The sequence below is a fragment of the Pseudomonas sp. B21-047 genome, assembly GCF_024748775.1.
Lineage (GTDB): Bacteria > Pseudomonadota > Gammaproteobacteria > Pseudomonadales > Pseudomonadaceae > Aquipseudomonas > Aquipseudomonas capeferrum.
Genome location: NZ_CP087169.1, coordinates 3,482,115 through 3,508,666, shown reverse-complemented (window position 1 = coordinate 3,508,666; position 26,552 = coordinate 3,482,115). Strand labels below are relative to the sequence as shown.

The 26,552-nt window shown below is 63.1% G+C and carries 22 protein-coding genes; 17 read left to right on the top strand and 5 right to left on the bottom strand.

Features of this window, described 5'->3' with window-relative positions:
- Positions 1-49 precede the first annotated feature (49 nt).
- Together LOY26_RS15820 and LOY26_RS15815 are read right to left on the bottom strand one after the other, a co-directional pair.
- On the bottom strand, positions 50-850 hold the full coding sequence (locus LOY26_RS15820) for an aminoglycoside phosphotransferase family protein (protein WP_177447968.1): 801 nt from the start codon (positions 848-850) through the stop codon (positions 50-52).
- 221 nt (positions 851-1,071) lie between these two features.
- Positions 1,072-1,545: a GNAT family N-acetyltransferase gene (locus LOY26_RS15815; protein WP_033698630.1), complete on the bottom strand. Its 474-nt coding sequence runs from the start codon at positions 1,543-1,545 to the stop codon at positions 1,072-1,074.
- Positions 1,546-1,779: 234 nt separating this feature from the next.
- Between LOY26_RS15815 and LOY26_RS15810 the strand changes: the two genes are divergently transcribed.
- Positions 1,780-2,265, top strand: a complete 486-nt coding sequence (locus LOY26_RS15810; protein WP_258713801.1) for an ATP-binding protein — start codon at positions 1,780-1,782, stop codon at positions 2,263-2,265.
- A 330-nt stretch (positions 2,266-2,595) separates the two neighbouring features.
- The gene (locus LOY26_RS15805) at positions 2,596-3,300 is read left to right on the top strand and encodes an SDR family oxidoreductase (RefSeq protein WP_258713800.1); all 705 of its coding nucleotides are present in this window, start codon (positions 2,596-2,598) and stop codon (positions 3,298-3,300) included.
- 183 nt (positions 3,301-3,483) lie between these two features.
- Here the strand turns inward: LOY26_RS15805 and LOY26_RS15800 are convergent, their stop codons facing one another.
- Together LOY26_RS15800 and LOY26_RS15795 are read right to left on the bottom strand one after the other, a co-directional pair.
- Entirely contained in the window at positions 3,484-4,512 is a 1,029-nt protein-coding gene (locus LOY26_RS15800) for an LLM class oxidoreductase (RefSeq protein ID WP_047583416.1), read from the bottom strand.
- A 23-nt stretch (positions 4,513-4,535) separates the two neighbouring features.
- Entirely contained in the window at positions 4,536-5,171 is a 636-nt protein-coding gene (locus LOY26_RS15795; RefSeq protein WP_258713799.1) for a glutathione S-transferase family protein, read from the bottom strand.
- Positions 5,172-5,296: 125 nt separating this feature from the next.
- Between LOY26_RS15795 and LOY26_RS15790 the strand changes: the two genes are divergently transcribed.
- Positions 5,297-6,196 (top strand): LysR substrate-binding domain-containing protein, encoded by a 900-nt coding sequence (locus tag LOY26_RS15790; protein WP_186663067.1) that lies wholly within the window; start codon positions 5,297-5,299, stop codon positions 6,194-6,196.
- An 11-nt stretch (positions 6,197-6,207) separates the two neighbouring features.
- Here the strand turns inward: LOY26_RS15790 and LOY26_RS15785 are convergent, their stop codons facing one another.
- Positions 6,208-7,119 carry a LysR family transcriptional regulator gene (locus LOY26_RS15785; protein ID WP_258713798.1) on the bottom strand — a complete coding sequence of 304 codons (912 nt, stop codon included), beginning with the start codon at positions 7,117-7,119 and terminating at the stop codon, positions 6,208-6,210.
- A 289-nt stretch (positions 7,120-7,408) separates the two neighbouring features.
- Here LOY26_RS15785 and speB point away from each other — a divergent pair, with 289 nt between their 5' ends.
- The 14 genes from speB to LOY26_RS15715 all read left to right on the top strand — a co-directional run bounded on the left by speB (position 7,409) and on the right by LOY26_RS15715 (position 26,540).
- Positions 7,409-8,380 (top strand): agmatinase, encoded by a 972-nt coding sequence (speB, locus tag LOY26_RS15780; protein ID WP_033698620.1) that lies wholly within the window; start codon positions 7,409-7,411, stop codon positions 8,378-8,380.
- A gap of 15 nt (positions 8,381-8,395) precedes the next feature.
- Positions 8,396-9,904, top strand: coding sequence for an aldehyde dehydrogenase (locus LOY26_RS15775; protein ID WP_186663065.1), 1,509 nt, complete (start codon positions 8,396-8,398; stop codon positions 9,902-9,904).
- Positions 9,905-10,000: 96 nt separating this feature from the next.
- Entirely contained in the window at positions 10,001-10,180 is a 180-nt protein-coding gene (locus LOY26_RS15770; protein WP_258713797.1) for a hypothetical protein, read from the top strand.
- Positions 10,177-11,646, top strand: a complete 1,470-nt coding sequence (locus LOY26_RS15765) for a cytosine permease (RefSeq protein WP_047583413.1) — start codon at positions 10,177-10,179, stop codon at positions 11,644-11,646. Before LOY26_RS15770 ends, LOY26_RS15765 begins: the two co-directional genes overlap by 4 nt.
- Positions 11,647-11,650: 4 nt before the next feature.
- On the top strand, positions 11,651-13,339 hold the full coding sequence (betA, locus tag LOY26_RS15760) for a choline dehydrogenase (protein ID WP_186663063.1): 1,689 nt from the start codon (positions 11,651-11,653) through the stop codon (positions 13,337-13,339).
- Positions 13,340-13,704: 365 nt separating this feature from the next.
- Positions 13,705-15,129, top strand: a complete 1,425-nt coding sequence (gene cycA / locus LOY26_RS15755) for a D-serine/D-alanine/glycine transporter (protein WP_258713796.1) — start codon at positions 13,705-13,707, stop codon at positions 15,127-15,129.
- 81 nt (positions 15,130-15,210) lie between these two features.
- Positions 15,211-16,743: a sigma-54-dependent transcriptional regulator gene (locus tag LOY26_RS15750; RefSeq protein WP_186661564.1), complete on the top strand. Its 1,533-nt coding sequence runs from the start codon at positions 15,211-15,213 to the stop codon at positions 16,741-16,743.
- Between the two features lie 260 nt (positions 16,744-17,003).
- Complete coding sequence (gene gcvH / locus LOY26_RS15745; protein ID WP_258713795.1) at positions 17,004-17,381, top strand: glycine cleavage system protein GcvH; 378 nt, start codon at positions 17,004-17,006, stop codon at positions 17,379-17,381.
- Between the two features lie 14 nt (positions 17,382-17,395).
- The gene (gene gcvP / locus LOY26_RS15740; RefSeq protein ID WP_258713794.1) at positions 17,396-20,266 is read left to right on the top strand and encodes an aminomethyl-transferring glycine dehydrogenase; all 2,871 of its coding nucleotides are present in this window, start codon (positions 17,396-17,398) and stop codon (positions 20,264-20,266) included.
- Positions 20,267-20,326: 60 nt separating this feature from the next.
- Positions 20,327-21,583 (top strand): serine hydroxymethyltransferase, encoded by a 1,257-nt coding sequence (gene glyA, locus LOY26_RS15735; RefSeq protein WP_258713793.1) that lies wholly within the window; start codon positions 20,327-20,329, stop codon positions 21,581-21,583.
- Positions 21,584-21,651: 68 nt separating this feature from the next.
- Complete coding sequence (gene lipA / locus LOY26_RS15730) at positions 21,652-22,626, top strand: lipoyl synthase (RefSeq protein ID WP_238338660.1); 975 nt, start codon at positions 21,652-21,654, stop codon at positions 22,624-22,626.
- Between the two features lie 151 nt (positions 22,627-22,777).
- On the top strand, positions 22,778-24,037 hold the full coding sequence (locus LOY26_RS15725; protein ID WP_258713792.1) for a cystathionine gamma-synthase family protein: 1,260 nt from the start codon (positions 22,778-22,780) through the stop codon (positions 24,035-24,037).
- A 123-nt stretch (positions 24,038-24,160) separates the two neighbouring features.
- Entirely contained in the window at positions 24,161-25,600 is a 1,440-nt protein-coding gene (locus tag LOY26_RS15720) for an amino acid permease (protein ID WP_186660993.1), read from the top strand.
- Positions 25,601-25,649: 49 nt separating this feature from the next.
- The gene (locus LOY26_RS15715) at positions 25,650-26,540 is read left to right on the top strand and encodes a LysR substrate-binding domain-containing protein (protein WP_033698604.1); all 891 of its coding nucleotides are present in this window, start codon (positions 25,650-25,652) and stop codon (positions 26,538-26,540) included.
- Positions 26,541-26,552 lie beyond the last annotated feature (12 nt).

Genomic DNA, 26,552 nt, shown 5'->3' with positions numbered 1-26,552 from the left:
GTTAATGAAGTGAGATCTACAGTTATTGGCCGATAACTCATTCTGCAACCTAAAAGCTGATATTGAGTGCCGTAGCTGCTAACTTTGCCAACTCAAGCCTACTTCTTGGCTCGGCACCGTCTTCGAGCATCCAGGTTGCCGACAATCCTGTCCATGCGAGCACCCATTGCAACAACCTTCGGCGATCAATACCGGAAGCATCTGCGATGAGTGCTATACGTCGTGCGAAGCAGTCCGGTGCAAGCGCGCTTGCTTCGTCGGGATTGCAGAGAATATTGGCATAATCAAAGCCGCGCTCGCCGCATAACCCCTTGGGATCAATGGCAAGCCATCCAGCTTGGCCGAAATCAAGCACATTACCGTGATGGATATCGCCGTGAAGTACTGCGACATCGCGTGGAGCAGCCAAAAGCTCGCGTGCCGCCCCCGCACAGTGTTCAAGAATGCCGCAGTGAGTAGCTGCCGCACTCAATAGCGATTCGAACCATTGCACGAGCGGAACCAGTTCAGGGATGGGCTTGGGGCGCGGTATGTGGAGACGGGCTACTACCGCACAGAGGATGCGAATGGCTTCGTCATCCCGGCCACTATTGACCATCTGGATGAGCGTGGCCGAGCCTTGCGCGCGCTTCATCAGTAAAGCTTCACCCTCGTGGGCCAGCACAGGCGCCGCACCGTCGCCGGCCCACCAAGCCATGAGCTGGCTGCCTGCTTGTTCCTCCGGCTCTTGTGAGATTTTAAGCATGGCGGGTACATTGCCTTGGCGAACGGGTAGTAGATTGCCGTTCAGCGAGACGAAAGCATCACCGTCGATTGTCAGTCCCCATCGTTTCAGATACTGATCAAACATAGGTTCTTCAAATTTAACACTGTCCATAACTATTTTTCATTCGAGCTCTATAAGCGCAGGATAAGTCTCTCGGGATCATCCGTCAAAAGGACATTGCCAGCAATAAGTATGCATTGACCAGAGCTTCGCTAAGCTACTGGAATAATAATTCTTACTGGTTGTTTCCTGTCACGAAGGTCTGAACGGGGCGAATGCAGTTAGTCGCATTTGATCTGGGGCATTCATGCGCCGCATTTCAGGTTTTTCTGCATAAATGCATTCTGAAGCGTTACGCCCAGGCGGATCGGAAATCCTCGCCGCACGACATGAAAACCGTGCAGTTCAAAGAACGCTTCAGCCGTCTTGCTGACGTCTGAAGTGAGTTCATCAATGCCAAGTAACCTGGCTTCTTCATGGATACGGTTCATGAGTAAAGTGCCTATTCCTTGCCGAGGATGAGTACCCGACACAAAGAAATGGTCGATGTAACCGTTCGATTGAATGTCGGCATAGCCCACAATTTTCCCGTCTACCTCAGCCACGAACGGGCGGAGGTTTCGAAGGTGCTCCGCCCATAGCGTTTGATCAAGATCGGCAGGAGCCCAGGCATCGACTTGATCTCGAGTGTAATCGAGTGACGCGATGTCATGTATGGCAGAGTAAAAAACACGGAACAGCGCAATCTCATCCCCGATTCTGAATCGTCGAATTACCATGTGCTCCTCTCAAGGCTTCTTCAAAAAGAGAGAGTTTGCCACACCAGCTGCATGGCTGACGCGCAAACCGAAATCAAGCATGCCTGAAAGGCCGTCCGTGCTAGCAGGCTGCAATGGGTCGAGAGAAGGCAATCGGCACCGGCTCCTATGGACCCAATATAGACAGTGGGTGGCCGCTGGTTGCTTCGAAGCTATTCAATGAGCATCATCTGGGCTCGACAAGGAGACGTCCCCATGCCCACACCAGTGCTTCATCTCATGTCTGGCAAGATTGCATCCGGCAAATCAACTTTGGCAAAAAGTTTGGCTACCGAACTGTCGGCGATTCTGCTAAGCGAGGATCATTGGCTCTCAAAGCTTTACCCAGACCAAATCAAGTCAGTAACCGATTACGTACGCTTCTCGCGTCAGATTAGAGATGTGGTGGGCCCGCTCGTCACTGATGTGTTGCGTGCCGGGGTGACAGTCGTCCTGGATTTCCCTGCCAACACTCTCCAGGATCGGCAATGGTTGCGGGGCCTGGCTGACGCGGCCGAGGTTGCCCATTGCGTTCACTACATCGAGGCACACGACGATGTCTGTCGAAGCAGATTGCATATTCGTAACCGCCGTGCCGAACATGAATTTGCTGCGACCGACGCAGAGTTTGATCTGATCACCAGCTACTTTCAGCCGCCCGATAAGGATGAGGGGCTCCAGATCGAAATCCATCGCATTTGACGAAGATATCTCCAGAAAAATTGGGTCGCCTAGAGTGTCCACTCCTAGCCGATAGCAGGCATCTGTGAACGGCCGCAATGGGTCGATAGCGGCCCCTGGCCTGACGCGTGTTTCGAAGTAGTCGAACGTCAAGGCCTACCCTGTCTTGGGCATGCAAAAATTATCATTTTGAATTTGTCGGGTGGCCGCCGTCCGAACATGGCTACCTGAAGAAGCGAGGCTATAGATTTTCTACTGACATGAACAAGCGTTGCTGTCTCTCTGAGCGGTGCTGAGCGCTGTTAGTCTCATTTCACCAACCACCCATCCACGCCTCACTCAGGAGGATGTATGTCAGTAGAAAAAGTAGCAATAGTGACTGCCGGTGGTAGCGGCATGGGAGCGGCAGCAGCACGTAGACTGGCTGCCGACGGCTTCAAGGTCGGTATTCTTTCTTCCTCTGGCAAGGGGGAGGCCCTGGCGCAAGCGTTAGGCGGTATCGGCGTAACCGGCAGTAATCAGTCAAACGAAGATCTGCAGCGCCTCGTCGATGCAGTCATTCAGAAATGGGGCCGTATCGATGTATTGGTTAACAGCGCCGGCCATGGCCCACGGGCACCGATCCTTGAGATCAGCGACGAAGACTGGCACCTGGGTATGGAGACCTACCTGCTCAACGTCATTCGTCCCACGCGACTGGTGACGCCGTACATGCAGCGCCAGAGCGGCGGTGCAATAATCAATATTTCTACTGCATGGGTGTTCGAACCAAGCGAACTCTTCCCCACCTCGGCAGTTTTCCGTGCCGGTTTGGCGTCGTTCAGCAAAATCTTTGCTGACAAGTACGCCGCTGACAACATTCGCATTAATAACGTGCTGCCGGGTTGGATCGACAGTCTCCCTGCTACCGAGCAGCGTCGAGAAGGTGTGCCACTTAAGCGCTATGGCACGAGTGAGGAGATTGCCGCCACTATCGCCTTCCTGGCGAGCGAAGGGGCAGCCTACATTACCGGCCAGAACATCAAGGTCGACGGCGGCGTTACCAGCAGCGTCTGAGCCTCTGGGCCGCACACCGTACGCGGCCCTTTTTCATTTTGGGCGATTGCCATGCTTGATCTGATCTTGACCAAGGTATGGTCGGATTTATCTCTACCTGTTGGCGGTGTTCCCAATCCATTTCGCTTGATGCAACTGGCCTGCCGATGCATTGCGCGACCCACTGTGCAACTGAGCAGCGCGCTACCAGTCCTGCGAATGCGGTGCTGGCCCTGCCAGCGCCGGAAACAGCGGCAGTACCTCTTCGGCCAGTTCCTGAAGGATGTCCTGGGCCGGGCGCCGCGCCATCTGCACCCCCAATGCTGCATGGTTGACCCCGGCCTCGCGCCACTCGCCGAGCAGGTCGATCAACCCGTTGCGCCCGGTGCGCAGCACGTAGCCGCCTTGCAGCGGTGTACGCGGGAAGTTCGGGTCGTCGTCCAGGTCGATCCATTCGTTGGTCATGTGCGGGCGGAAACCACCGCCCGGTATCGCTGCGCGCCAGGCGCGGATTTTTTCGGCCAACCGTCGTGGTCCAAGCACGTTATGGGTGGCGTCGGGGTAAGTGAGCCAGCCATCGGCGTGTTCGCCCAGCCACTGCAGGCTTTGGCGTGACGAGCCGGTCACCACCAATGGGATGCGCCCTGACACTGGCCTTGGCAGCAGCCGGGCGCTGCCGAGTTGGCCCAGCGGCGACTGGATCGGCCCGGGGTGCTCGGCCAACAGTTGCCGGAAGTAGTCCACGCTTTGCGCAAAGCGCTCGCCGCGGCTGTCGTGGTCCAAGCCATAGGCTGGAAACTCCACGGGCCGGTCGCCCGAGGCGATGCCCAGCACCAGGCGCCCACCCGACAGGGTATCGAGGGTGGCAGCGGCCTTGGCCAGGTCGATCGGGTGGCGCAAGGCGAAGATCGCGCTGCCGGTCACCAGGGCAATGCGCTGAGTCTGCGCGGCCAGGTAGGCCAGGTAGGTGAACGGGTCGAATACCTGCCCGGCGTCACCGAAGGCCGGGTCGAACAAGGGCACATCACGCACCCAGGCGGCGGCAAAGCCCAGGCGGTCGATGTCGCCGACCAGCCGTGCCTGCCCGGCCAGTGCCTGCATGTTGCCGTCGTAGAAACGCAGCGGCATGAAGATGCCCAAGGTCAGTTGATCGGGCGCGAACATGCGCCGGTAGCCGGGGTGCTGGGCGAAGGCGCTGGCGTTGGCGCCGCAGGTGGGAGTTGTAGGGTTCATGGCCGTTCCTTGGTTGGGCGATTTCATGGGCCAGTGGCCGGGGCGGGCAGGCGGATACCCCGTTGCACGGCGGGGCGTTGCTCGACCTGGCAGTACCAGCGGGCCAGGTGGCGGTGGGGGCTGAAGTCGAAGCCCACCAGGGCGGCGATGTGCAGCCAGGCAAAGGTCGCGATGTCTGCGATCGAATAGCGCTCTCCGGCCAGCCATGGCTGGGTGGCAAGCTGCTGGTCGAGGACGCTGAAGGTGCCTTCGGTAAGGCTGCGGTAGCGCTTGAGCGCCGCAGGGTTGGGCGTGGCCTCGAAGCATTCGAAGTGCACGCGCTGGCCGAGCAGCGGCCCCATGCTGGCGCTGTGGTACATCAACCAAGTGATCGCCGCCCAGCGCGGCTGCGGCGCGGGGTCGAGCAATTGGCCGCTGAGCTGTGCCAGGTACAGCAAAATGGCAGCAGACTCGAACAGCACGATGTTGGCAGCATGGTCGACCAAGACCGGGATGCGGCCTGCCGGGTTGAGCGCGAGAAAGCCCGGTTGCAAATGCTCGCCGTGCTCGATGCGAACATGCTCCAGGCGATAGGGCAGGCCCATCTCTTCGAGTGCGATGGTGGCTTTGAAGCCATTGGGCGAGCTGTCGGTGTACAGCACCAGCGAGGGATCATGCATGTCGAATAACCTCAGGAAAACTAACGCAAGTTGTTTGGCCTGAGCGCTATGCTATGCAGATTGAGCGCGATACTAAAACGATTGCTTCTTACGCCAGCGTTAGTTTTTCTAAATCGAGGAATTCCATGGGTGCCGTTCTGCCACTGCTTGCCTTGCGCGCCTTCAGCGAAACCACCCGCCTGGGCAGCCTGAAGGCTGCCGCCGAGCGCATGGGGGTTACGCCGGGAGCCATCAGCCAGCAGATTCGCCTGCTGGAGGACCGCCTCGGCGTCACCCTGCTGACACGCAGCCGCCATGGCGTGCAGCTCACCGAGGCCGGGGCGGGCCTGTACCCCGGCGTTTCGCGCGGTTTCGGCGAAATCGAGAGCGCCTTGCTCGACCTTGAAGCGTTGGCACGGGCCAGCACCCTCACCATCAGCACGCAACCTTCCTTCGCGTCCAGCTGGCTGGTGCCGCGCCTCAGTAGCTTCAGCGCGCTGCACCCCGGTATCGAGGTTCGTGTCGAGGCCACAGCGGCACTGGTCGACCTGCAGCGCGAGCGTGTCGACATTGCCCTGCGCCATGGCCTGGGCGACTACCCGGGGCTGCAGTCGATGCCTTTGCTGGCGCCTGTGCTGCTACCCGTTTGCAGCCCGGCGCTGCTCGCCAGTGGGCCGGCCCTGGATGAACCCGTAGATTGCCTGCAGTACCCGCTGCTGCAGGATGCCGACCGTGCCGACTGGACGCTGTGGTTGCAGGCCCACGGCTTCGAGCCTGACAGCCGCAGCCGGCGCGGGCCGAGCTTTGACGAGGAGCTGCTGTTGCTGCGCGCGGCCGCGAGCGGTCAAGGCATCGCCCTGGTCCAGGCGCAGCATGCCGAGGAGGGGCTGCGTGACGGCAGCCTGGTGGTGGCCGTGGATAGGCCCTGGCCATCACGCTTTGCCTACTACCTGGTCGCCCGCAAGGAGCAGTTGAAGCGGCCCCAGGTGCGTGCCTTCATGGACTGGATCGAGGGGCAGCTTGCGGGAAGCCGTAGCACAGCATAAGCCGAGCGTGGTCAGACGCCAGCCTGGTGGATGCAGGTGTTCAGGTCTTCAAGAAACGCTTGCAGGATCGGTGGCGGCGACACGCCACGCCGGGTGATTACATCGAAGGGGGAGGTCAGGTCCAGTGTGCTGGCGCCCAGGCGGCGCATTTCGCCGGTCTTGACCCACTGCTCGGCGAAGTGCACGGGCAGGAAGCCGATGTAGGCGCCGGAAATGATCAGGATCGCCGCTGCCTCGATGTTCTCTACGGTTGCGGCGGCCTTGCTGATGCCCAGTTGCTCCAGGTCGTACTGCTGCATGTAGCCACGCACGACGATATGGCACTGGCGAACTTCTTCCAGCAGGCGCCCGTTGGCCGCCTTGCTGGCATACAGCGGATGGCGGCGGCCACAGTAGAGCCCCAGGGCTTCGTCGTACAGCGGCAGGTACGACAGCCCCGGCACGCGCAACGGGAAGTGGCCGATGGCCAGGTGCAGCCGGCTGTCCAGTACCCGCTCTTCGAGCTCCGCCGGGGCGCCGATGTAGATGTGCAGGTGGGCATCGTGCCCGCGTGAGACAAAGCGCTGGGTGGTGCGCGGCAGGGGCGAGGCGTTGTCGGTCAGGGTGGAGTCGATGATGCCCAGGTTGAGCTTGCCGCTGATGTGCTGCTTGAGCACGTCGGCATCCATGCAGAAGCTCTCCACCGCGCTTAGCAGGCGCAAGGTGGCCTCATGGATGGCTACGCCCTGTTCGGTCAGGCGAAAGCCGCTGCGCCCGCGCTGGCAAAGCTTGACCCCCAGGCGGGTTTCCAGGTGCGTCATCTGTTCGCTGATGGTCGACTGGCCGGCGTTGAGTGCTGCCTGCGCGGCAGAAAAGCCCCCGCACCTGACGATGGTGGTGAACACCCTGAGAAGCTTCAGATCGACATCGTGGAGCTGGATCACTGTGGCCTCCTGGCGGTGCTTCACATCGCTGCGTCACATCGCGCTGGCTGATATGAGCGTCCGGCCATTGTTTTTTTTCAAGCTAACCACGCACCCGTGATCACTGCAATGCCTGGCGCCTGGAAATGCCGGCGGGCCTTTGGCATTCGGGCGAATACTTCGGGTTGCCCGATGTATGCATCTGCACTTGCGCATTTTTCCGCTGTTGGCCTGCCGCCATAGTGGCTGCAACGGCGGTCGAGCAGTCGCCCCGTCTCCTGACCAGAACAATAAGTGGAGAAACCTGAACATGGCAAAGCACGGTTATGAATCCGGCCGCCTGAACCTGCCCTTCGTCGGGCATTGCACCTTCGCCAAATCGCCCATCTGCACCGACTGGGATGCCATCGACGCCGATGTGGCGATCCTCGGTGCGCCCAACGACATGGGCACCCAATGGCGCTCTGGCGCACGTTTCGGACCGCGCGGTATTCGCGAGGCATCGACCCTGTTCTCGTTCGGCCATGCCGGCGCCTACGACTTCGAAGATGACGCCACCTACCTGACCGATGACCAACTGCGCATGGTCGATGTCGGTGACGCCGATATCGTGCACACCGACATGGCCAGCAGCAATGCCAACATCGAGTCGGCCGTGCGCCAGATTCTCAAGGCCGGCGCCATGCCGGTGGTGCTGGGCGGCGACCACTCGATCCATGCGCCGGTGATCAAGGCCTTTGAAGGGCATGGGCCGATCCACATCGTGCACTTCGATGCCCACCTGGACTTCGTCGACGAGCGCCATGGTGTGCGCTACGGCCACGGCAGCCCCCTGCGCCGCGCCTCGGAGCTGGACCACATCGTCGGCATGACCCAGATGGGCATCCGCAACGTGTCGTCCTCCAACCGCGATGACTACGATGCCGCGCGCGACGCCGGCTCGCAGATCCTTTCGGTACGCGACGTGCGCCGCCTGGGTTGTGAAGGCGTGATGGCGAAAATCCCCGAAGGCCGCGACTACTACATCACCATCGACATCGATGGTTTCGACCCGTCCATCGCCCCAGGCACCGGCACACCGAGCCATGGCGGATTCTTCTACTACGAAGTGCTGGAGATCATCCAGGCGCTGGCCCGGCGCAGCCAGGGGCGGATCGTCGGCATGGACCTGGTGGAAGTGGCCCCGGCCTACGACCCGGCAGGCGTGACCTCGATTCTTGCCGCGCAGTTGCTGATGAACAGCATCGGCTTCATCTTCCACGCGCGCGCCAACGCCCGCTGATCCGGAGACTGTACCGTGGACAACAAGGTAAAAGCCTACCTGCAGGCCTTCGGGGTTTCAGAGGCCACCCAGCGTTTTCTCAGCAAGCCTCAGCGTATGTTCATCGGCGGTGCCTGGCTGGAGGCCAGTGATGGTGCCAGCGCCGAGGTCATCGAGCCGGCCACCGAGGGCGTGCTGACGCGCATCCCCATGGGCACCCCGGACGACCTGGACCGTGCGGTGCGTGCCGCCCGCGCGCAATTCGATGGCGGCCCGTGGAGCCAGCTCAAGCCGCTGGAGCGCGAGCGCCTGATTCATCGCCTGGCCGACCTGGTCGAGGCTAATGGCGACGAGCTGGCGCAGATCGAGTCGATCGACATGGGCAAGTCGGTCGCCCAGGCCCGTGCCGTGGACATTCAGGGCACCGTCGATACGCTGCGCTACTTTGCCGGCTGGGCCAGCAAGATCCATGGGCGTACCGTCGAGCCCTCGCTGCCGGGCAACTACCTGGCCTATACCCGCAAGGAGGCCGTCGGCGTGGTAGGGGCCATCGTGCCCTGGAACTTCCCCCTGCAAACCATGGCCTGGAAGCTCGGCGCGGCGCTGGCGACCGGCTGCACCGTGGTGGTCAAACCGGCGGAGCTGACCTCACTGTCGGCCTTGCGCTTTGCCGAGCTGGTGCAGGCGTCGGGCATCCCCGACGGTGTGCTGAACATTGTCACCGGGCGCGGCAGCGTGGTGGGCACGGCGATGTCCAGCCACCCGGGCATCGACAAGCTGAGCTTTACCGGTTCGACCCCGGTGGGCTGCTCGGTGGGCAAGGCGGCGATGGACCAGATGAAGCGCCTGACCCTGGAACTGGGCGGCAAGTCGCCGGTGATCGTGTTCGCCGATGCCGATATCTCTGCTGCGGCCGAGGCGGTCGCCAACGGTGTGTTCTTCAACTCGGGGCAGGTGTGCGATGCCGGTACCCGTGCTTATGTCGAGCGCAGTGTCTACCCGGCCTTCCTCGAAGCGCTGGCGCGCTACACGGCGACGTTGAAGATCGCCCCGGGGCTGGACCCGGACTGCTTCATCAGCCCCATGGTGTCGCGCCAGCAACAGCAGCGGGTGCTGGAATACATCGCCCTGGGCAAGGCCGAAGGGGCGCAGGTGTATTACGGCGGTGAGCCGGTCGAGGGCGCTGGCTTCTTCGTGCAGCCGACCATCTTTGCCCACTGCACCAACGACATGCGCATCGTCCGTGAGGAAATCTTCGGGCCGGTGCTGGTAACCATGCCTTTCGACGCCGAGGAGCAGGCGCTGGCGCTGGCCAACGATTCGCAGTACGGCCTGGCGGCGGCGATCTACTCCAACGACCTGGGCAAGGTTCACGGGCTGATCCCGCGCCTGCGTGCCGGCACGGTCTACGTCAATGCCCACAGCACGCTCGACCCGTCCATGCCGTTCGGTGGCTACAAGCAGTCGGGCTATGGCAAGGACATGGGCGCCGAACAACTGGAGTTTTTGCTGGAGACCAAGGCGGTCTGGATCACCTTGCCCTGAGGAACAGGGCCGGCCTGCGTCGCCTGGTTTGGCGAGCGACGCAGGCAACACGAACGCATCGAATTTCAAGAACAAGAACCCGTCGAGGTGATGCCCATGAACAGCCAAGTGGATACCGAGCGTACACAAGACCTGGAACGGCGCCTGCGCGCCTATGAAGAACTGGAGGGCAGGGCGCACTGGCCCGGCGCGCTGAAGGCAACGGACGTCATCGCCCTTGCCGTGCTGACCCTGGTCATGGTGGTCGGCGCGTATGTGCTGGGGGGCCAGCCATGAGCCGGGCCAGAGAGCAGGAATTTCGCCTGGCCGCCGAACGCGGCGACACGCCCTTGCTGCCGGGTGAACGGGTCTGGGGCTTCTGGGGCTATGCCTACGCCAACTCGGCGTTGGCGGTGGCCACCTGGGTGTTTTTGATCGGCGGTGCCACCGCGCTGTTCGTCGGGCCGTTGCAAGGGATTGCCGCGATCATCATCGGCAACATCATCGGCGTGGTACTGGCGGCATCGTCCACCTGCCTGCCGTGTGGCAAATATGGCGTCGAGCAGTTCACCTTCCTGCGCAGCATGTTCGGCGTCAATGGCAGCCGCCTGGTGTACATCCTCTCGGTGGTGATACTGACCATGGGCTGGCTGGCGGTGCTGGGGTTGATGTGCGGGCGGGCGCTGGACAACCTGGAAACCCTGGTACAGCACAGCGAGCCCGACGCCGGCGACTGGCTGGTGACCGCCGGGGCCCTGCTGGCCATCGTGCTGGCGGCGCTGGTGGCCATGCGCGGGCCCGATATGATCCGCCGCCTGAGCGCGGTGATCGCGCCCAGCCTGATCCTGATCATGCTGGCGCTGATGTACTTCATCTCCCGCCGTTACAGCTTCGGCGAACTGTTGGCGATGCCGCCTTTGCAGCCACCCTTCGAAAACCCGCACGTCAACTTCATGATCGCGGTGGAAATCAACATCGCCGCAGGGTTCTCCTGGTGGCCCTACATCGGCAACCTGTCGCGCCTGTGCAGCAACCAGCGCACGGCCTTTTGGCCCAACCTGGTGGGCATCTTCGGCGCCGCTTCGCTGGGCGAGTCGGTCAGCCTGTTCGCCGCCACCACCCTGGGCAGCAGCGACCCTACGGCCTGGATGCGGCTGGCCGGCGGCATGACCTTCGGCGTCATCGCCCTGAGCTTCCTGGCGCTGGCCAACCTGACCGGCATGGTGAACATCCTCTACACCGCGGTGATCGGCCTGCGGCAACTGGCCGGGGAGCGTTTGCGCAGCCTGGGCTGGGGGGTATTGATCGGGCTGTTCTGCATCATACCGGTGGTAATCGTGCTGTTGGCCCCGGGTATCTACGACGGCTTCTTCATCTTCCTGGTGTGGACCTCGGCACTGAACAGCGCCCTGGCCGGCATTGGCATTGCCGATTACTTCTTCCTGCGCAAGCAGCGCCTGAACCTACGCCATCTGTATGCCGAGCAAAGCGGCTCGCCGCTGCGCTTCTGCAAGGGTTTCAACCCCATCGCGCTGCTGGCGCTGGTGGCAGGCTTTGCCATCTACGTGGTGGTGTTCAACCCGCAGACCCTGGCCCATACCGACTTCTTCACCTTCGCCACCGCCTCGCTGCCGTCCTGCCTGTTGGCCGGGCTGGTGCATTACGGGCTGACCCGTCTGCTGGCTACGCGCCTGGGCTGGGGCGGCTACCCAAAGGGCAATGAACGCACCATCGAGGCCGCAGGCCTTCGCGTACAGGACTAGAACAATGAACAAACGATACGACTACATCATCATCGGCGCAGGCTCTGCCGGCTGCGTCCTGGCCAACCGCCTCAGCGAAGACCCTGCCACCACGGTGCTGGTGCTGGAGTTCGGCGGCAGCGACCGCAGTGTGCTGATCCAGATGCCCAGTGCGTTTTCCTTGCCGATGAACACCAAGAAGTACAACTGGCGCTACGAGACCGCCGCCGAAACCCACCTGGACGGCCGACGCCTGCACTGCCCAAGGGGCAAGGTGCTGGGTGGGTCGTCCTCGATCAACGGCCTGGTCTACATCCGTGGCCATGCCTGCGACTTCGATGAGTGGGAAAGCCTGGGCGCGAACGGCTGGGGTTATCGCAACTGCCTGCCGTACTTCAAGCGCGCCGAAAATTTCAAGTTCGGCGGCGACGACTACCGTGGTGGCGCCGGGCCGCTCGCCACCAACAACGGCAACAACATGCAGAACCCGCTGTACGGCGCCTGGATAGAAGCCGGTGCCGAGGCCGGCTACATCAAGACCGACGACTGCAATGGCTACATGCAGGAAGGCTTCGGCGCCATGCACATGACCGTGAAGGACGGGGTGCGCTGGTCCACCGCCAATGCCTACCTGCGCCCGGCCATGAGCCGGCCGAACCTGACCGTCGTGACCCACGCCATGACCCGGCGCATCCTGCTCGATGGCAAGCGGGCGGTGGGGGTCGAGTACGACGAAGGCGGCCAGACCCACACGGTTCATTGCAGCCGCGAAGTGCTGGTGGCATCCGGCCCGATCGGCTCGCCGCACCTGCTGCAGCGCTCGGGTATCGGCCCCGAGGCGGTGCTGAAAAAGGCCGGGATCAAGGTGCTTCATGCCCTGCCGGGTGTGGGCGAGAACCTGCAGGACCACTCGGAAATCTACATCCAGTACGCCTGCAAGGAGCCGGTGACGCTCAACGGCAAGATGAGCCTGCTGGGCAAGGCGATGATCGGCCTGCGCTGGTTGCTGTTCAAAGATGGCCTGGGCGCCAGCAACCATTTTGAGGCAGGTGGTTTCATCCGCTCGGCCAAGGGGCTGCGCTGGCCGGACATTCAGTTCCACTTCCTGCCGGCGGCGATGCGCTATGACGGCGACAAACCCTTCAAGGGCCATGGTTTCATGGTGCTGACCGGGCCGAACAAACCCAAGAGCCGCGGGCATGTGCGGGCGCTGTCGGCCGACCCTTACCAGCACCCGGAAATCCGCTTCAACTACCTGCAACGTGAAGAGGACCGCGAGGGCTTCCGCCGCTGCGTGCGCCTGACCCGCGAGATCATTGCCCAGCCGGCGATGGACCGTTTCCGCGGCGAGGAGCTGGCGCCCGGGCCGCAGGTGCAGACCGATGAGCAGATCGATGCCTTCGTGCGTGCCAACATGGAAAGCACCATGCACCCCTGCGGCTCGTGCCGCATGGGCGAGGACGACATGGCGGTGGTCGACTCGGCGTTGCGTGTGCACGGCTTGCAGGGGCTGCGGGTGATCGACTCGTCGGTGTTCCCGAGCGAGCCCAACGGCAACCTCAATGCGCCGACCATCATGCTCGCCGAGCGCGCTGCCGACCTGGTGCGCGGGCGCGAGCCGCTGGCGCCGGCCGATGTGCCGGTCGGGTTGGTAGAGGATTGGCAGGATCAACAGCGCAGCCGCGCACCACGGCGCGAGGTGCGCACAGGTTGAAACATCCCTAGTACGGACTTGGCACCGGCTTCGCCGGTATTCGCGGGGGCACACCTGTTTTAGACGCGAAAGCGAGGCTTGGACTGATAGCGCTCCATTGTAGTGATATCAATACAGCGCAGGGCAGGGCACGGTATACGACGCTTCGGTGTCGTACACCGTGCCCTTTAGCCTTGCCACTGGAGTGGCTTCATTACAGTGGCAAAAGTTGATAGTTGCACAGAACCCCGTGTTTAGTGGCCTGTACTCCTTGGCACAGTCCTTGCTGATCCCCTTGTGCTCGTCCGGATGTTTCACGGCATATCCGGCCAGAAAGTTGAACTTGTGACGTTATAAAAACAATTAAACTAGCAAGGTAAATAACAATGAATAACTTGCCGCAGGGTCACTGTCCGCCTGAGGGTGACACGCACGAACTCAAGCGTAATCTTTCCAACCGCCACATCCAGTTGATCGCCATCGGCGGTGCGATTGGCACCGGCCTGTTCATGGGCTCTGGCAAGACCATCAGCCTGGCTGGGCCTTCGATCATCTTCGTCTACATGATCATCGGCTTCATGCTGTTTTTCGTCATGCGGGCCATGGGCGAACTGCTCTTGTCCAACTTGCAGTACAAGTCGTTCATCGATTTTTCCGCCGATTTGTTAGGCCCGTGGGCAGGCTTTTTCACGGGCTGGACTTACTGGTTTTGCTGGATTGTCACCGGGATTGCCGATGTGATCGCCATTTCCGCCTATTCACAATTCTGGTTCCCGGATATTCCCTTGTGGTTGCCGGCGCTGGGCTGCGTCGGGCTGTTGCTGAGCCTCAACCTGTTGACGGTGAAGATGTTCGGTGAACTGGAGTTCTGGTTCGCCATGATCAAGATCGTGGCCATTTGCGCATTGGTCTGCACTGGGGTGTACATGGTGGCGGCAGCCTACCAGTCGCCCGCTGGCAACGTCGCCACGCTGGCCAACCTGTGGAACGACGACGGGATGTTCCCCCATGGCCTCATGGGCTTCTTCGCCGGCTTCCAGATTGCGGTGTTCGCCTTCGTCGGCATCGAGCTGGTCGGCACCACGGCTGCCGAAACCAAGAACCCGGAACGCAACCTGCCGCGGGCCATCAACTCCATTCCGCTGCGCATCATCGTCTTCTACGTGCTGGCGTTGATCGCCATCATGGCCGTTACCCCCTGGCGAGATGTGGTGGCCAACAAGAGCCCCTTCGTCGAGCTGTTCGTGCTGGCCGGGCTACCCGCCGCAGCGGGCATCATCAACTTCGTGGTGCTGACGTCAGCGGCGTCTTCGGCCAACAGCGGCGTGTTCTCGACCAGCCGCATGCTCTACGGCCTGGCGATGGAAGGTGATGCACCGGGCACGTTCAGCGCACTGTCGCGCCGCGCCGTGCCGTCCAACGGCCTGATCTTCTCTTGTGTGTGCCTGACCGCCGGTGCGCTGGTGATCTACCTGGTGCCCAACATGCTCGACGCCTTCACCCTGATCACCACGGTGTCGGCCCTGCTGTTCATGTTCGTCTGGTCGATGATCCTGCTGTCGTACCTGGCGTACCGCAAGCAGCGCGACCACCTGCACCGTGCGTCGAAATTCAAGATGCCGGGCGGCACCATCATGTGCTGGGTGTGCCTGGCGTTCTTCGCCTTCATCCTCGGCTTGCTGGCCCTGGAAGCGGACACCCGCATGGCGTTGTTCGCCATGCCGGTGTGGTTCGCGCTGCTGGGCCTGTTCTACCGGTCCATCCGCCAGAAAAAACAGGGGAACAGCGCGTTGTCCTTCGAAGCGGATTGATCGCCAACGTCACGTTTACCCAGGGGGACAGCGCAGGGTGCGCCGTCCCCCTGTTGTCGTTTTGCCAACCAGGGAATCACGATGAGAATCCACGTCACCTTCATCGACCGCGTCGGCATCACCCAGGAAATCCTGGCACTGCTGGGGGCGCGCAACCTCAACCTGGATGCGGTGGAAATGATCCCGCCCAACGTCTACATCGACGCCCCGGCGCTGCAGCAGGCAGTGCTGGACGAACTGCATGCTGCGCTGTTGCGGGTGGCCGGTGTGCAGGCGGTCAAGCTGGTCGACTTCCTGCCCGGCCATCGCCGACGCCTGCAATTGGAGGCGCTGCTGGCGGCGATGAGTGACCCGGTGCTGGCGGTGGACGCTGGCGGCCATGTGCTGCTGGCCAACCCTACGCTGGTCAGCCTGATTGGCCGCGAGCCGGCCGGTGAGCCGTTGTCGCGGCTGTTTGCCGAGGCAGACCTGGCGCAAACCTTGATCGACAAGGGCTTTCGCCTGCCCATGTGCGAGGTGGGTTTCCAGGGCCAGGCGCTGTTGCTGGAAGCCACGCCCATCAGTGGCGGTGCCGAGGCCCTGGTCGGCGGCCTGCTCACCCTTTACCCGCCAAGCCGCATCGGCGAGCGCCTGGCGTCGTTGCTGCACGACCCTGGTGAAGGGCTGGACGGGCTGCTCGGTGACTCGACCGCGCTCAAGGAACTCAAGGTGCGCCTGCACAAAGTGGCCGGCCTTGAAGCGCCGCTGCTGATCCAGGGTGAGACAGGCACCGGCAAGGAGCTGGTCGCCCGTGCCTGCCATGCCCTCAGCGCCCGGCGTGATGCGTCGTTTCTGGCGCTCAACTGTGCTGCACTGCCAGAGAGCCTGGCCGAAAGCGAACTGTTCGGCTACGCCGCCGGCGCCTTCACTGGCGCACAGCGCGGCGGCAAGCCTGGCCTGCTGGAGCTGGGCGATGGCGGTACGGTGTTTCTCGATGAGGTGGGGGAGATGTCGCCCTACCTGCAGGCCAAGCTGTTGCGTTTTCTCAATGACGGCAGCTTCCGTCGGGTGGGCGGCGGCGGTGAGGTGCGGGTGAATGTCCGGGTGGTCTGTGCGACCCACCGCAACCTGGAAAACATGGTGCTCGAAGGCAGCTTTCGCGAAGACCTCTACTACCGCCTCAACGTGCTCAACCTGAAGGTGCCGCCCTTGCGCGAGCGTGGCAAGGACATCCTGCTGCTGGCCGAGCACTTCCTGCGCCAGGCCTGCGCGCAGATCCAGCGCTCGCCCTGCCGGCTGGCGCTGGCCACCCACCCGTTGCTGCTGGGCAACCGCTGGGCGGGCAACGTGCGCCAGTTGCAGAACGTGGTGTTCCGTGCGGCAGCCATCAGCGAAGGGGAGGTGATCGACTGCGACGACCTGGAACTGGCCGGCACCGCCTTGAGCAGCCAGCAGCCTGACGCCCAAGCGGTCATCAGCCTGGAAGCAGCGGTGCAGGGGTTTGAAAAGTCCCTGCTGGAAAACCTGTATGCGACGTACCCCTCGACCCGGCAATTGGCTGCTCGCCTGCAGACCTCGCACACGGCTATCGGCCAGCGCTTGCGCAAATACGGCATCGCCAGCCGGCCCTCGTAGCCGCCCTGGTGCCAATACGTTCCAGTGGAGTGAATGCACTCCACTGGAACGGGGCCCCCTCATTCATTGGTACGCCCCTTCAAGGGCGCCTCTCGGCGCGACGCGCTGGAGTTGTTTCGTTCCGCAGAAGCCGTTTTAAAATGATCCAAAATTTCAACTAACTAGTTGAAATTAAAGGATTTATACAAGTTGGCATCGCCCTTGCTCTTGTAGTTTCAGTCCTGGACCGGGACCTACCTGATAACAAGAGAGGAAGACCCATGAGCACGCTGCGTTTTACCCCCGAGCACGAATGGCTGCGTCTGGAAGCGACTGGCGAGTTGACCGTCGGCATCACCACCTATGCCCAGGAGGCGCTGGGTGACGTGGTGTTCGTGCAGTTGCCGGAGCCGGGCGAGTACGCCGAGGGCAATGAAGTCGCGGTGCTGGAGTCGGTGAAGGCCGCCAGCAACATCAGCATGCCCCTGAGCGGTAGCGTGGTGGCGGTCAACCAAGCCCTGGCCGACGACCCGGAACTGGTCAATGCCTCACCGATGCAGGACGGCTGGTTCTTCCGCATCCAGGTCGCCAACCTCGCCGACCTCGACACCTTGATGGACCAGGAAGGCTATGAGTGCTTCCTGGCCGACAACGCCTGAACCAGGGTATCGACATGACCAACGCACCTGTCGCATTGACCACGGATAACGCGTTCATCGCACGTCACATCGGCCCTCGCGAGCACGACATCGAGGCGATGCTGGCGCTGACCGGCCACGACACCCTGGATGCCCTGATCGACAGCGTCATCCCCGACAGCATCAAGGGCACCAGCGTGCTCGCACTGAGCAAAGGGCAGGGCGAGGCTGAAGCCCTGGCAGCACTCAAGGCCATCGCCGCGAAGAACCAGCTGTTTGGCAACCACATCGGCCAAGGTTACTACCCGTGCCATACGCCGACGCCGATCCTGCGCAACCTGCTGGAAAACCCGGCCTGGTACACCGCGTACACGCCTTACCAGCCAGAGATTTCTCAAGGCCGCCTGGAAGCGCTGCTCAATTTCCAGACCCTGGTCAGCGACCTCACCGGCATGCAGATCGCCAACGCCTCCTTGCTCGACGAGGCCACCGCCGCCGCCGAAGCCATGACCTTCTGCAAACGCCTGGCCAAGAGCAAGGCGCCGGCGTTCTTTGCCTCCCGCCATTGCCACCCGCAGACCCTCGACGTGCTGCGCACCCGCGCCCAACCCCTGGGCATAGAAGTGGTCATCGGTGATGAAGCGGCGCTGCTGGGGCAAAGCCTTGAGCCATACTTCGGCCTGCTGCTGCAGTACCCGGCCAGCACCGGCGCCATCGCCGACCACCGCAGCCTGGTAGCACGCGCCCATGCCGTCGGTGCGTTGGTGGCGGTGTCTGCCGACCTGCTGGCGTTGACCTTGCTGACCCCACCGGGTGAATTTGATGCCGATGTGGTGCTGGGCAGCGCTCAGCGCTTCGGCGTGCCGCTGGGCTTCGGTGGCCCGCACGCGGCGTATTTTGCAACCCGCGATGCGTTCAAGCGCGACATGCCCGGCCGCCTGGTCGGTGTGTCCATCGACCGCTTCGGCAACCCGGCCCTGCGCCTGGCCATGCAGACCCGCGAGCAACACATCCGTCGTGAGAAGGCGACCAGCAACATCTGCACCGCGCAGGTGCTGCTGGCCAACATTGCCAGCATGTATGCGGTCTACCATGGCCCCGCGGGGCTGGCGCAGATTGCCCGGCGGGTTCACCGCCTGACCGCGATCCTGGTGCAAGGGCTGCAGCAGCTTGGGCACCTGGTGGAGCAGGCGCACTTCTTCGACACCGTCAGCGTGGTGACTGCCCAGCCTGTGGCCGAGGTGCTGGCCGCCGCCCAGGGGGCGCAGTTGAACTTGCGCCTGATTGACCAGACCCGCGTCGGCCTGTCGCTGGATGAAACCTGCGAGCAGGCCAGTGTCGAGGCCTTGTGGCAGGTGTTCGCCGCCCCTGGCCAGGCGCTGCCCGATTTCGCCGCCCTGGCCGCTGACAGTGGCGATCGCCTGCCGGCGCAACTGCTGCGCGAAACCGCGTTCCTGCAGCACCCGGTGTTCAACCGCTACCACTCTGAAACAGAGCTGATGCGCTACCTGCGTAGCCTGGCCGACAAGGACCTGGCCCTGGACCGCACCATGATCGCGCTGGGCTCGTGCACCATGAAGCTCAACGCCGCCAGTGAGATGATCCCGATCACCTGGCCCGAGTTCGGCAACCTGCACCCGTTCGCCCCGGCCGAACAGTCACTCGGTTACCGCCAGTTGACCGATGAACTGCAGGCCATGCTCTGCGAGGCCACCGGTTATGACGCAATGTCGCTGCAGCCCAACGCCGGCTCCCAAGGTGAATACGCAGGCCTGTTGGCCATCCGCGCCTACCATGCCAGCCGCGGCGAAGCGGGCCGCGATGTGTGCCTGATCCCGTCGTCGGCCCATGGCACCAACCCGGCCACGGCACAGATGGCCGGCATGCGTGTGGTGGTGGTCAACTGCGACGAGCGTGGCAACGTCGATGTGGCCGACCTGCAAGCCAAGGCCGAGCAGCACCGCGACCAGTTGGCCGCGCTGATGATCACCTACCCCTCGACCCATGGCGTGTTCGAAGCGGGCATCACCCGCATCTGCGACATCATCCATGCGCACGGCGGCCAGGTGTACCTGGACGGCGCCAACATGAACGCCATGGTCGGTCTCTGCGCACCGGGCAAGTTCGGTGGTGACGTGTCGCACCTGAACCTGCACAAGACCTTCTGCATCCCCCACGGCGGCGGCGGCCCCGGGGTCGGCCCGATCGGTGTCAAAGCGCACCTGGCGCCGTTCCTGCCCGGCCACGCGCACATGGCGCACAAAGAGGGCGCTGTCTGCGCGGCGCCTTATGGCAGCGCGAGCATCCTGCCGATCACCTGGATGTACATCCGCATGATGGGTGGGGAAGGGCTCAAGCGCGCCTCGCAGCTGGCCATTCTGAGTGCCAACTACATTGCCCGGCGGCTGGAGGAGCACTACCCGGTGCTGTACACCGGCGAGAACGGCCTGGTGGCCCACGAGTGCATCCTTGACCTGCGCCCGCTAAAGGACAGCAGTGGCATCAGCGTCGAAGACGTGGCCAAGCGCCTGATCGATTTCGGCTTCCACGCCCCGACCATGTCCTTCCCTGTGGCGGGCACGTTGATGGTCGAGCCGACCGAGAGTGAGTCCAAGGAAGAGCTCGACCGCTTCTGCGAGGCCATGATCTGCATCCGTGAGGAGATCCGCGCGGTGGAAAACGGCACCCTCGACAAGCTCGACAACCCGCTGAAGAACGCACCGCACACCGCCAGCGAACTGGTCGGCGAATGGCCTCATCGCTATGCCCGCGAGCTGGCGGTGTACCCGCTGCCAGCGCTGCGCGATAACAAGTACTGGCCGCCGGTGGGGCGCGTGGACAACGTCTACGGTGACCGCAACCTGGCGTGCGCCTGCCCACCCCTGTCGCTCTACCAGGATGCCTGACCGCTCGGGCCCGGACCCGGTCCGGGCCTTGCCTGCCCACAACAACAAGGAAGCACACGCATGTTCCATAAAAGCCTGACCCTGTCCGATTTCGACCCTGTGCTGCATGCGGCCATCAGCCGCGAAGTGCAGCGCCAGGAAGACCATATCGAGCTGATCGCCTCGGAGAACTACACCAGCCCGCAAGTGATGCAGGCCCAGGGCACCGAGCTGACCAACAAGTACGCCGAAGGCTACCCGGGCAAGCGCTACTACGGCGGCTGCGAACACGTCGATGTGGTTGAACAGTTGGCCATCGAACGTGCCAAGCAGCTGTTCGGTGCCGATTACGCCAACGTCCAGCCGCACTCTGGCTCTTCCGCCAACAGCGCGGTGTACCTGGCCCTGCTGCAAGCTGGCGATACCCTCCTGGGCATGAGCCTGGCCCACGGCGGCCACCTGACCCACGGCGCCAAGGTGTCGTCTTCGGGCAAGCTGTATAACGCTGTGCAGTACGGCATCAACACCGACACCGGCCTGATCGACTACGACGAAGTCGAGCGCCTGGCGGTCGAGCACAAGGCAAAGATGATCGTTGCCGGCTTCTCGGCCTACTCCAAGACCCTCGACTTCCCACGCTTGCGCGCCATCGCCGACAAGGTCGGTGCGCTGCTGTTCGTCGACATGGCCCACGTCGCCGGCCTGGTTGCCGCTGGCCTGTACCCCAACCCGCTGCCGTACGCCGACGTGGTCACCACCACCACCCACAAGACTTTGCGCGGCCCGCGTGGCGGCCTGATCCTGGCCAAGGCCAACGCAGACATCGAGAAAAAGCTCAACGCTGCCGTATTCCCAGGTGCCCAGGGCGGCCCGCTGATGCACGTCATCGCCGCCAAGGCTGTGTGCTTCAAGGAAGCGCTGGCGCCTGAGTTCAAGCGCTACCAGCAACAGGTCATCGAAAACGCCCAAGCCATGGCCCAGGTGTTCATCGAACGCGGTTACGACGTGGTTTCTGGCGGTACCGACAACCACCTGTTCCTGGTCAGCCTGATCCGCCAGGGCCTCACCGGAAAAGACGCCGACGCCGCCCTTGGCCGCGCGCACATCACCGTCAACAAGAACGCCGTGCCCAACGACCCGCAGTCGCCGTTCGTGACTTCGGGCCTGCGTATCGGCACCCCGGCCGTCACCACCCGCGGCTTTAAAGTCGCCCAGTGTGTGGCCCTGGCGGGCTGGGTCTGCGACATCCTCGACCACCTTGGTGATGCCGATGTCGAGGCCCAGGTGGCCGGGTCGGTGGCCAAGCTGTGTGCGGAATATCCGGTCTACCGCGCCTGAATCGGCCGTGGATGAAGCCTCGTGGATGAAGCAACCGTGGATGAAGCCCTGACTGGCGGAGCATGAACATGAACCAGACCCTGACTGCGGCCACGCGCCCGCAGCCCCTGCAAGCCGGCGTGAAACTGCGCGGCGCCGAAAAGGTGGCGCGCATCCCGGTGAAGATTCTGCCCACCGAGGAAGTGCCGCGCAAACCCGACTGGATCCGCGTGGAAATCGCCACGTCCCCCGAGGTCGCCCGGGTCAAAGCGCTGCTGCGCAAGCACAAGCTGCACAGCGTCTGCGAAGAAGCCTCATGCCCGAACCTGGGCGAGTGCTTTTCCGCTGGCACGGCGACCTTCATGATCATGGGCGACATCTGCACTCGGCGTTGCCCGTTCTGCGACGTCGGCCATGGCCGGCCGAAACCGCTGGATGCCGATGAGCCGAAGCACCTGGCGATTGCCATTGCCGAGCTGCGCCTGAAGTACGTGGTGATCACCTCGGTGGACCGTGACGACCTGCGCGACGGCGGTGCCCAGCACTTCGTCGACTGCCTGCGCGAAATCCGCAAGCTGTCGCCGGGCACGACGCTGGAAACCCTGGTGCCGGATTACCGGGGGCGCATGGACGTGGCCCTGGCCATCACCGAGCAGGCGCCGCCAGATGTGTTCAACCATAACCTGGAGACCGTGCCGCGCCTGTACAAGGCGGCACGGCCGGGGTCGGACTTCGAGTGGTCGTTGGACCTGTTGGAGAACTTCAAGCGCCGGGTGCCCGGGGTGCCGACCAAGTCCGGGCTGATGCTGGGCCTGGGGGAAACCGACGACGAGGTGCTGGAAGTGATGCAGCGCATGCGCGAGCATCAGGTCGACATGCTGACGCTGGGGCAGTACCTGCAGCCTTCGCGCAGCCACCTGCCGGTGCAGCGGTTCGTGCACCCGGATACCTTTGCCTGGTTCGCCGAGCAGGCTGTGGCGATGGGCTTCAGGAATGTGGCGTCGGGGCCGCTGGTGCGCTCGTCCTACCATGCCGACCAGCAAGCCTTGCACGCGGTTCGCTAGACGCCGGGGCCGCAAAGCGGCCCCCCAGAAGCCATTAAAAAAAGCGCCCCTAAGGCCCTTATTGCATCGTTTTTCAGGGGCGTATGCGCGCTCTATAGTCCTCGCAGACCAGTCGAAACACCGTCGTGTTTCATCGATGCGAGACAATTACATGAATAACCAAGCAAAGGTCGCCCACGGCGTGCAGCCCGGTATCGGTACCCAGGTGGTGTGGGAGGGTGAACAGGTCGAGCACCCCTACAACGCCACCCAAACCCCGATCATCGCCAGTGCCGCCTACGGCTACCAGGACATCGACGCCTGGTACGACATCGCCCTGGGCAAACAACCTGGCTTCATCTACAGCCGCATGAGCAACCCGACGGTTGCGGTCCTTGAAGACAAACTGTGCGCCCTGGAACACGCCGAGTCGGCCGTGGCCTTCAGCACCGGCATGGCCGCCATCAGCGGTGTACTGCATACCTTCCTGTGCAACGGCAAGCGGGTGGTCTCGACCCGCGACAGCTACGGCGGCACCAACAAGATCTTCGAAGAGTTTCTGCCCCGCCAGGGCATCGAGGTGACGCTGTGCGACACCCTCGACAGTGAAGCCATGGAGCGTGAAATCGCTCGCGGTTGCGATGTGGTCTACCTGGAGACGCCGAGCAACCCGACGCTGAAAATCCTCGACATCCGCCGCCTGGTAGCCGCAGCCAAGCGTGTGGGGGCACTGGTGGTTGCCGATAACACCTTCGCCACGCCGCTGAACCAGAACCCGCTGCTGCTGGGCGTCGACGTGGTGGTGCACAGCGCGACCAAATTCCTGTCCGGGCATGGCGATGTGCTGGGCGGTATCGTCTGCGGTGCCGAAACCTTGATGGCGCAGGTGCGACACTACCGTGAAATCAACGGCGCCTCGCTGGACCCGTTCTCCGCCTACTTGATCATTCGCGGCATCAAGACCCTGGCGCTGCGCCTGCGTCAGCAACAGGCCAGCGCCCAGGCCCTGGCCGAATACCTGTGCACCGAGCCGCTGGTGGAGTCGGTCAACTACCCCGGGTTGCCGCAGCACCCCGGCCACGCGATCGCTAACGCGCAGATGCGCGGTTTTGGCGCGATCGTCAGTTTCGTCCTGGCAGGCGGGATGGACACCGTCGTCGCGCTGCTGCCTAAGCTGCGCTATGCCCACCGCGCCGGCAACCTCGGTGCAGTGGAAACCATCTACGGGCCGGCACGGACAACCAGCCACGTGGAAAACACCCTGGAAGAGCGTCAGGCACTGGGCATTTCCGAAGGCCTGGTGCGGGTTTCGGTCGGCATCGAAGATACCGCTGACCTGCTGGCAGACCTGCGCCAGGCGTTCGCGACAGTGCGCGCCCAGCAGGGGCAGGGCAGCGACCGCTGCGATCGGCACGTTGAAGTGTCGACCTGAGGCGTTGGGCGCGCCCTTCCTGATTCATGAAAGCCATAACAATAACAGCCGCTGACACATCGACGGGGTCGGCCCCAGGGCCGCTTGCCGGTCGATTGCCAGCCACTTCATGAGAACTCGATTATGTCCACCGAACAATCAAAGCCGACGTCGGCCCAAGCGGCCGGGTACAAGAAAGAGATGCACACCCGCCATATCGTCATGTTGGCGCTGGGCGGGGTGATCGGCACGGGCCTGTTTCTGACCTCGGGCTACACGGTCAACCAGGCTGGCCCCCTGGGCGCGGTGATCGCGTATTGCGTCGGCGCGGTGATGGTCTACCTGGTCATGGTCTGCCTGGGTGAGCTGGCGGTGCAGATGCCCGAAACCGGCTCGTTCAGCAGCTATGCCACCCGCTACCTGGGGCCAGGCACCGGCTACACGGTGGCCTGGTTGTACTGGCTGACCTGGACCGTGGCCATCGGCTCGGAATTCACCGCGGCGGGCATCCTGATGGTCCGCTGGTTTCCCGACACGCCGGTGTGGATCTGGAGCGCGCTGTTCGCCATCACGGTGCTGGTCAGCAACGTGGTGTCGGTGCGCCTGTTCGCCGAGACCGAATTCTGGCTGTCGCTGGTCAAGGTGCTGACGGTGATTGCCTTCATCGCCATCGGCGCTGGCGCCATCTTCGGCTTGTTCGATGTGCAGCATGTGCAGGGTATCGGGCTGTCCAACTTCACCCGCGAGGGCTTGTTCCCGACCGGCGTGCTGCCGATTGCGATGACGCTTCTGGCGGTGTCCTTTGCGTTTTCCGGTACCGAACTGATCGGCATTGCCGCCGGCGAGGCAAAAGACCCGCAGGTGAGCGTGCCCAAGGCTATTCGGACCACGGTGGTGCGCCTGGCGCTGTTCTTCGTCGGCACCATCATCGTGCTGGCCACCTTGCTGCCGCGCGAACAGGCAGGCCTGGTCGAAAGCCCGTTTGTCATGGTCTTCGACCTGATCGGCATCCCGTATTCGGCAGACATCATGAACTTCGTGATCCTCACTGCCTTGCTGTCGGCCGCCAACTCCGGGCTGTACGCGGCCTCACGGATGCTGTGGACGCTCAGTGACCAGGGCCATATGCCCAAGTGCTTCGCCCGCCTGTCGCCGCGTGGCACGCCGGTCAACGCGATCGTGCTGAGCATGGCCGGGGCCGCGGCGTCGCTGCTCAGCAGCGTGCTGGCACCGGACACGGTGTACCTGGCGCTGGTGTCGATTTCCGGCCTGGCGGTGGTGGTGGTGTGGATGAGCATTGCCGGCAGCCAGATCGCCTTCCGCCGCCATTACGTGGCCAATGGCGGGCGGGTCGAAGACCTGCACTTCAGGGTGCGCGGTTACCCCTGGGTGCCGCTGGGCGCGATTGCCTGCTGCGTGCTGGCCTGTGTCGGCATCGCCTTCGACCCCGAACAACGCGTCGCCCTGTACTTCGGCATCCCGTTCATTGGCTGGTGCTACTTCGTCTACTGGGTTACCCGCAACAAGCGTGCACAGCGGCTGGCGGCCCTGGCGCCGGCAGGTTCGAGTGTTGGCGTGAGCTGAGCCTTCCGGTTCATGATGCACGGACCCCACTGTGAACGAGGTCGTGTCGATGAAGCAAAAAACCCTGCCGCCGCTCAACTGGCTGCGGTCTTTCGAAGTGTCGGCACGCGCCTTGAACTTTACTCACGCAGCCGAGGAGCTGCACCTCACCCAGGGGGCGGTGAGCCAGCAGATTCGGCAACTCGAACACCACCTGGGCGTGGCCTTGTTCAAGCGTCTGCCCAGGGGCCTGGGCCTGACCGAAGAGGGGCAATCCTACCTGCCGGTGGTGCAGGATGCGATCAGCCGCCTGGCGGTGGGCACCAACGAGATCTTCGGCCAGCACCAGCGCGGGCCGGTGAAGGTGCGCGGCAGCTTGTCGTTCCTGCAGTACTGGCTGGCCCCGCGGCTGCCTGACTTCAGCCGCCAGCACCCGCACATCGACATCCGCTACATCAGCAACCTGTGGGTCAAGGCGCCGGATGGCGAGGACGACCTGGAAGTGCGCTGGGGCAATGGCGAATGGCCCGGGCTGCATGCCCAACGCTTGACCTGGGACGTGCTGGTGCCGGTCTGTTCGCCGGCGCTGATGGCGCGCTCGCCCATTCGCCAGCCGCGCGACCTCAGGCACCACCCGCTGCTGCATGTGCTGGGCTACGAGGAGGGCTGGGGCTACTGGCTCAAGCGGGTTGGCGCGGACGATGTCGATTACTCGCGGGGGCTGCAGTTCGACACGCTGGTGTCCACCATTCGCATGGCCGAACTGGGGCAGGGGGTGGCGCTGGCGCGATCGTCCGTGGTCGAGGACCTGCTCAGGGACGGCCAACTGGTCGCACCCTTCAGCCAGCGCATCGAAGCGAGCGAATCGTTTTACCTGGTACGCGAGCAAGGGCGGCCACTGCCACCCGATGCTGCGCTGTTTTCATCCTGGCTGGTGGCACACGCGCACCGGCCTTCGTAACCCTGGGGAGTT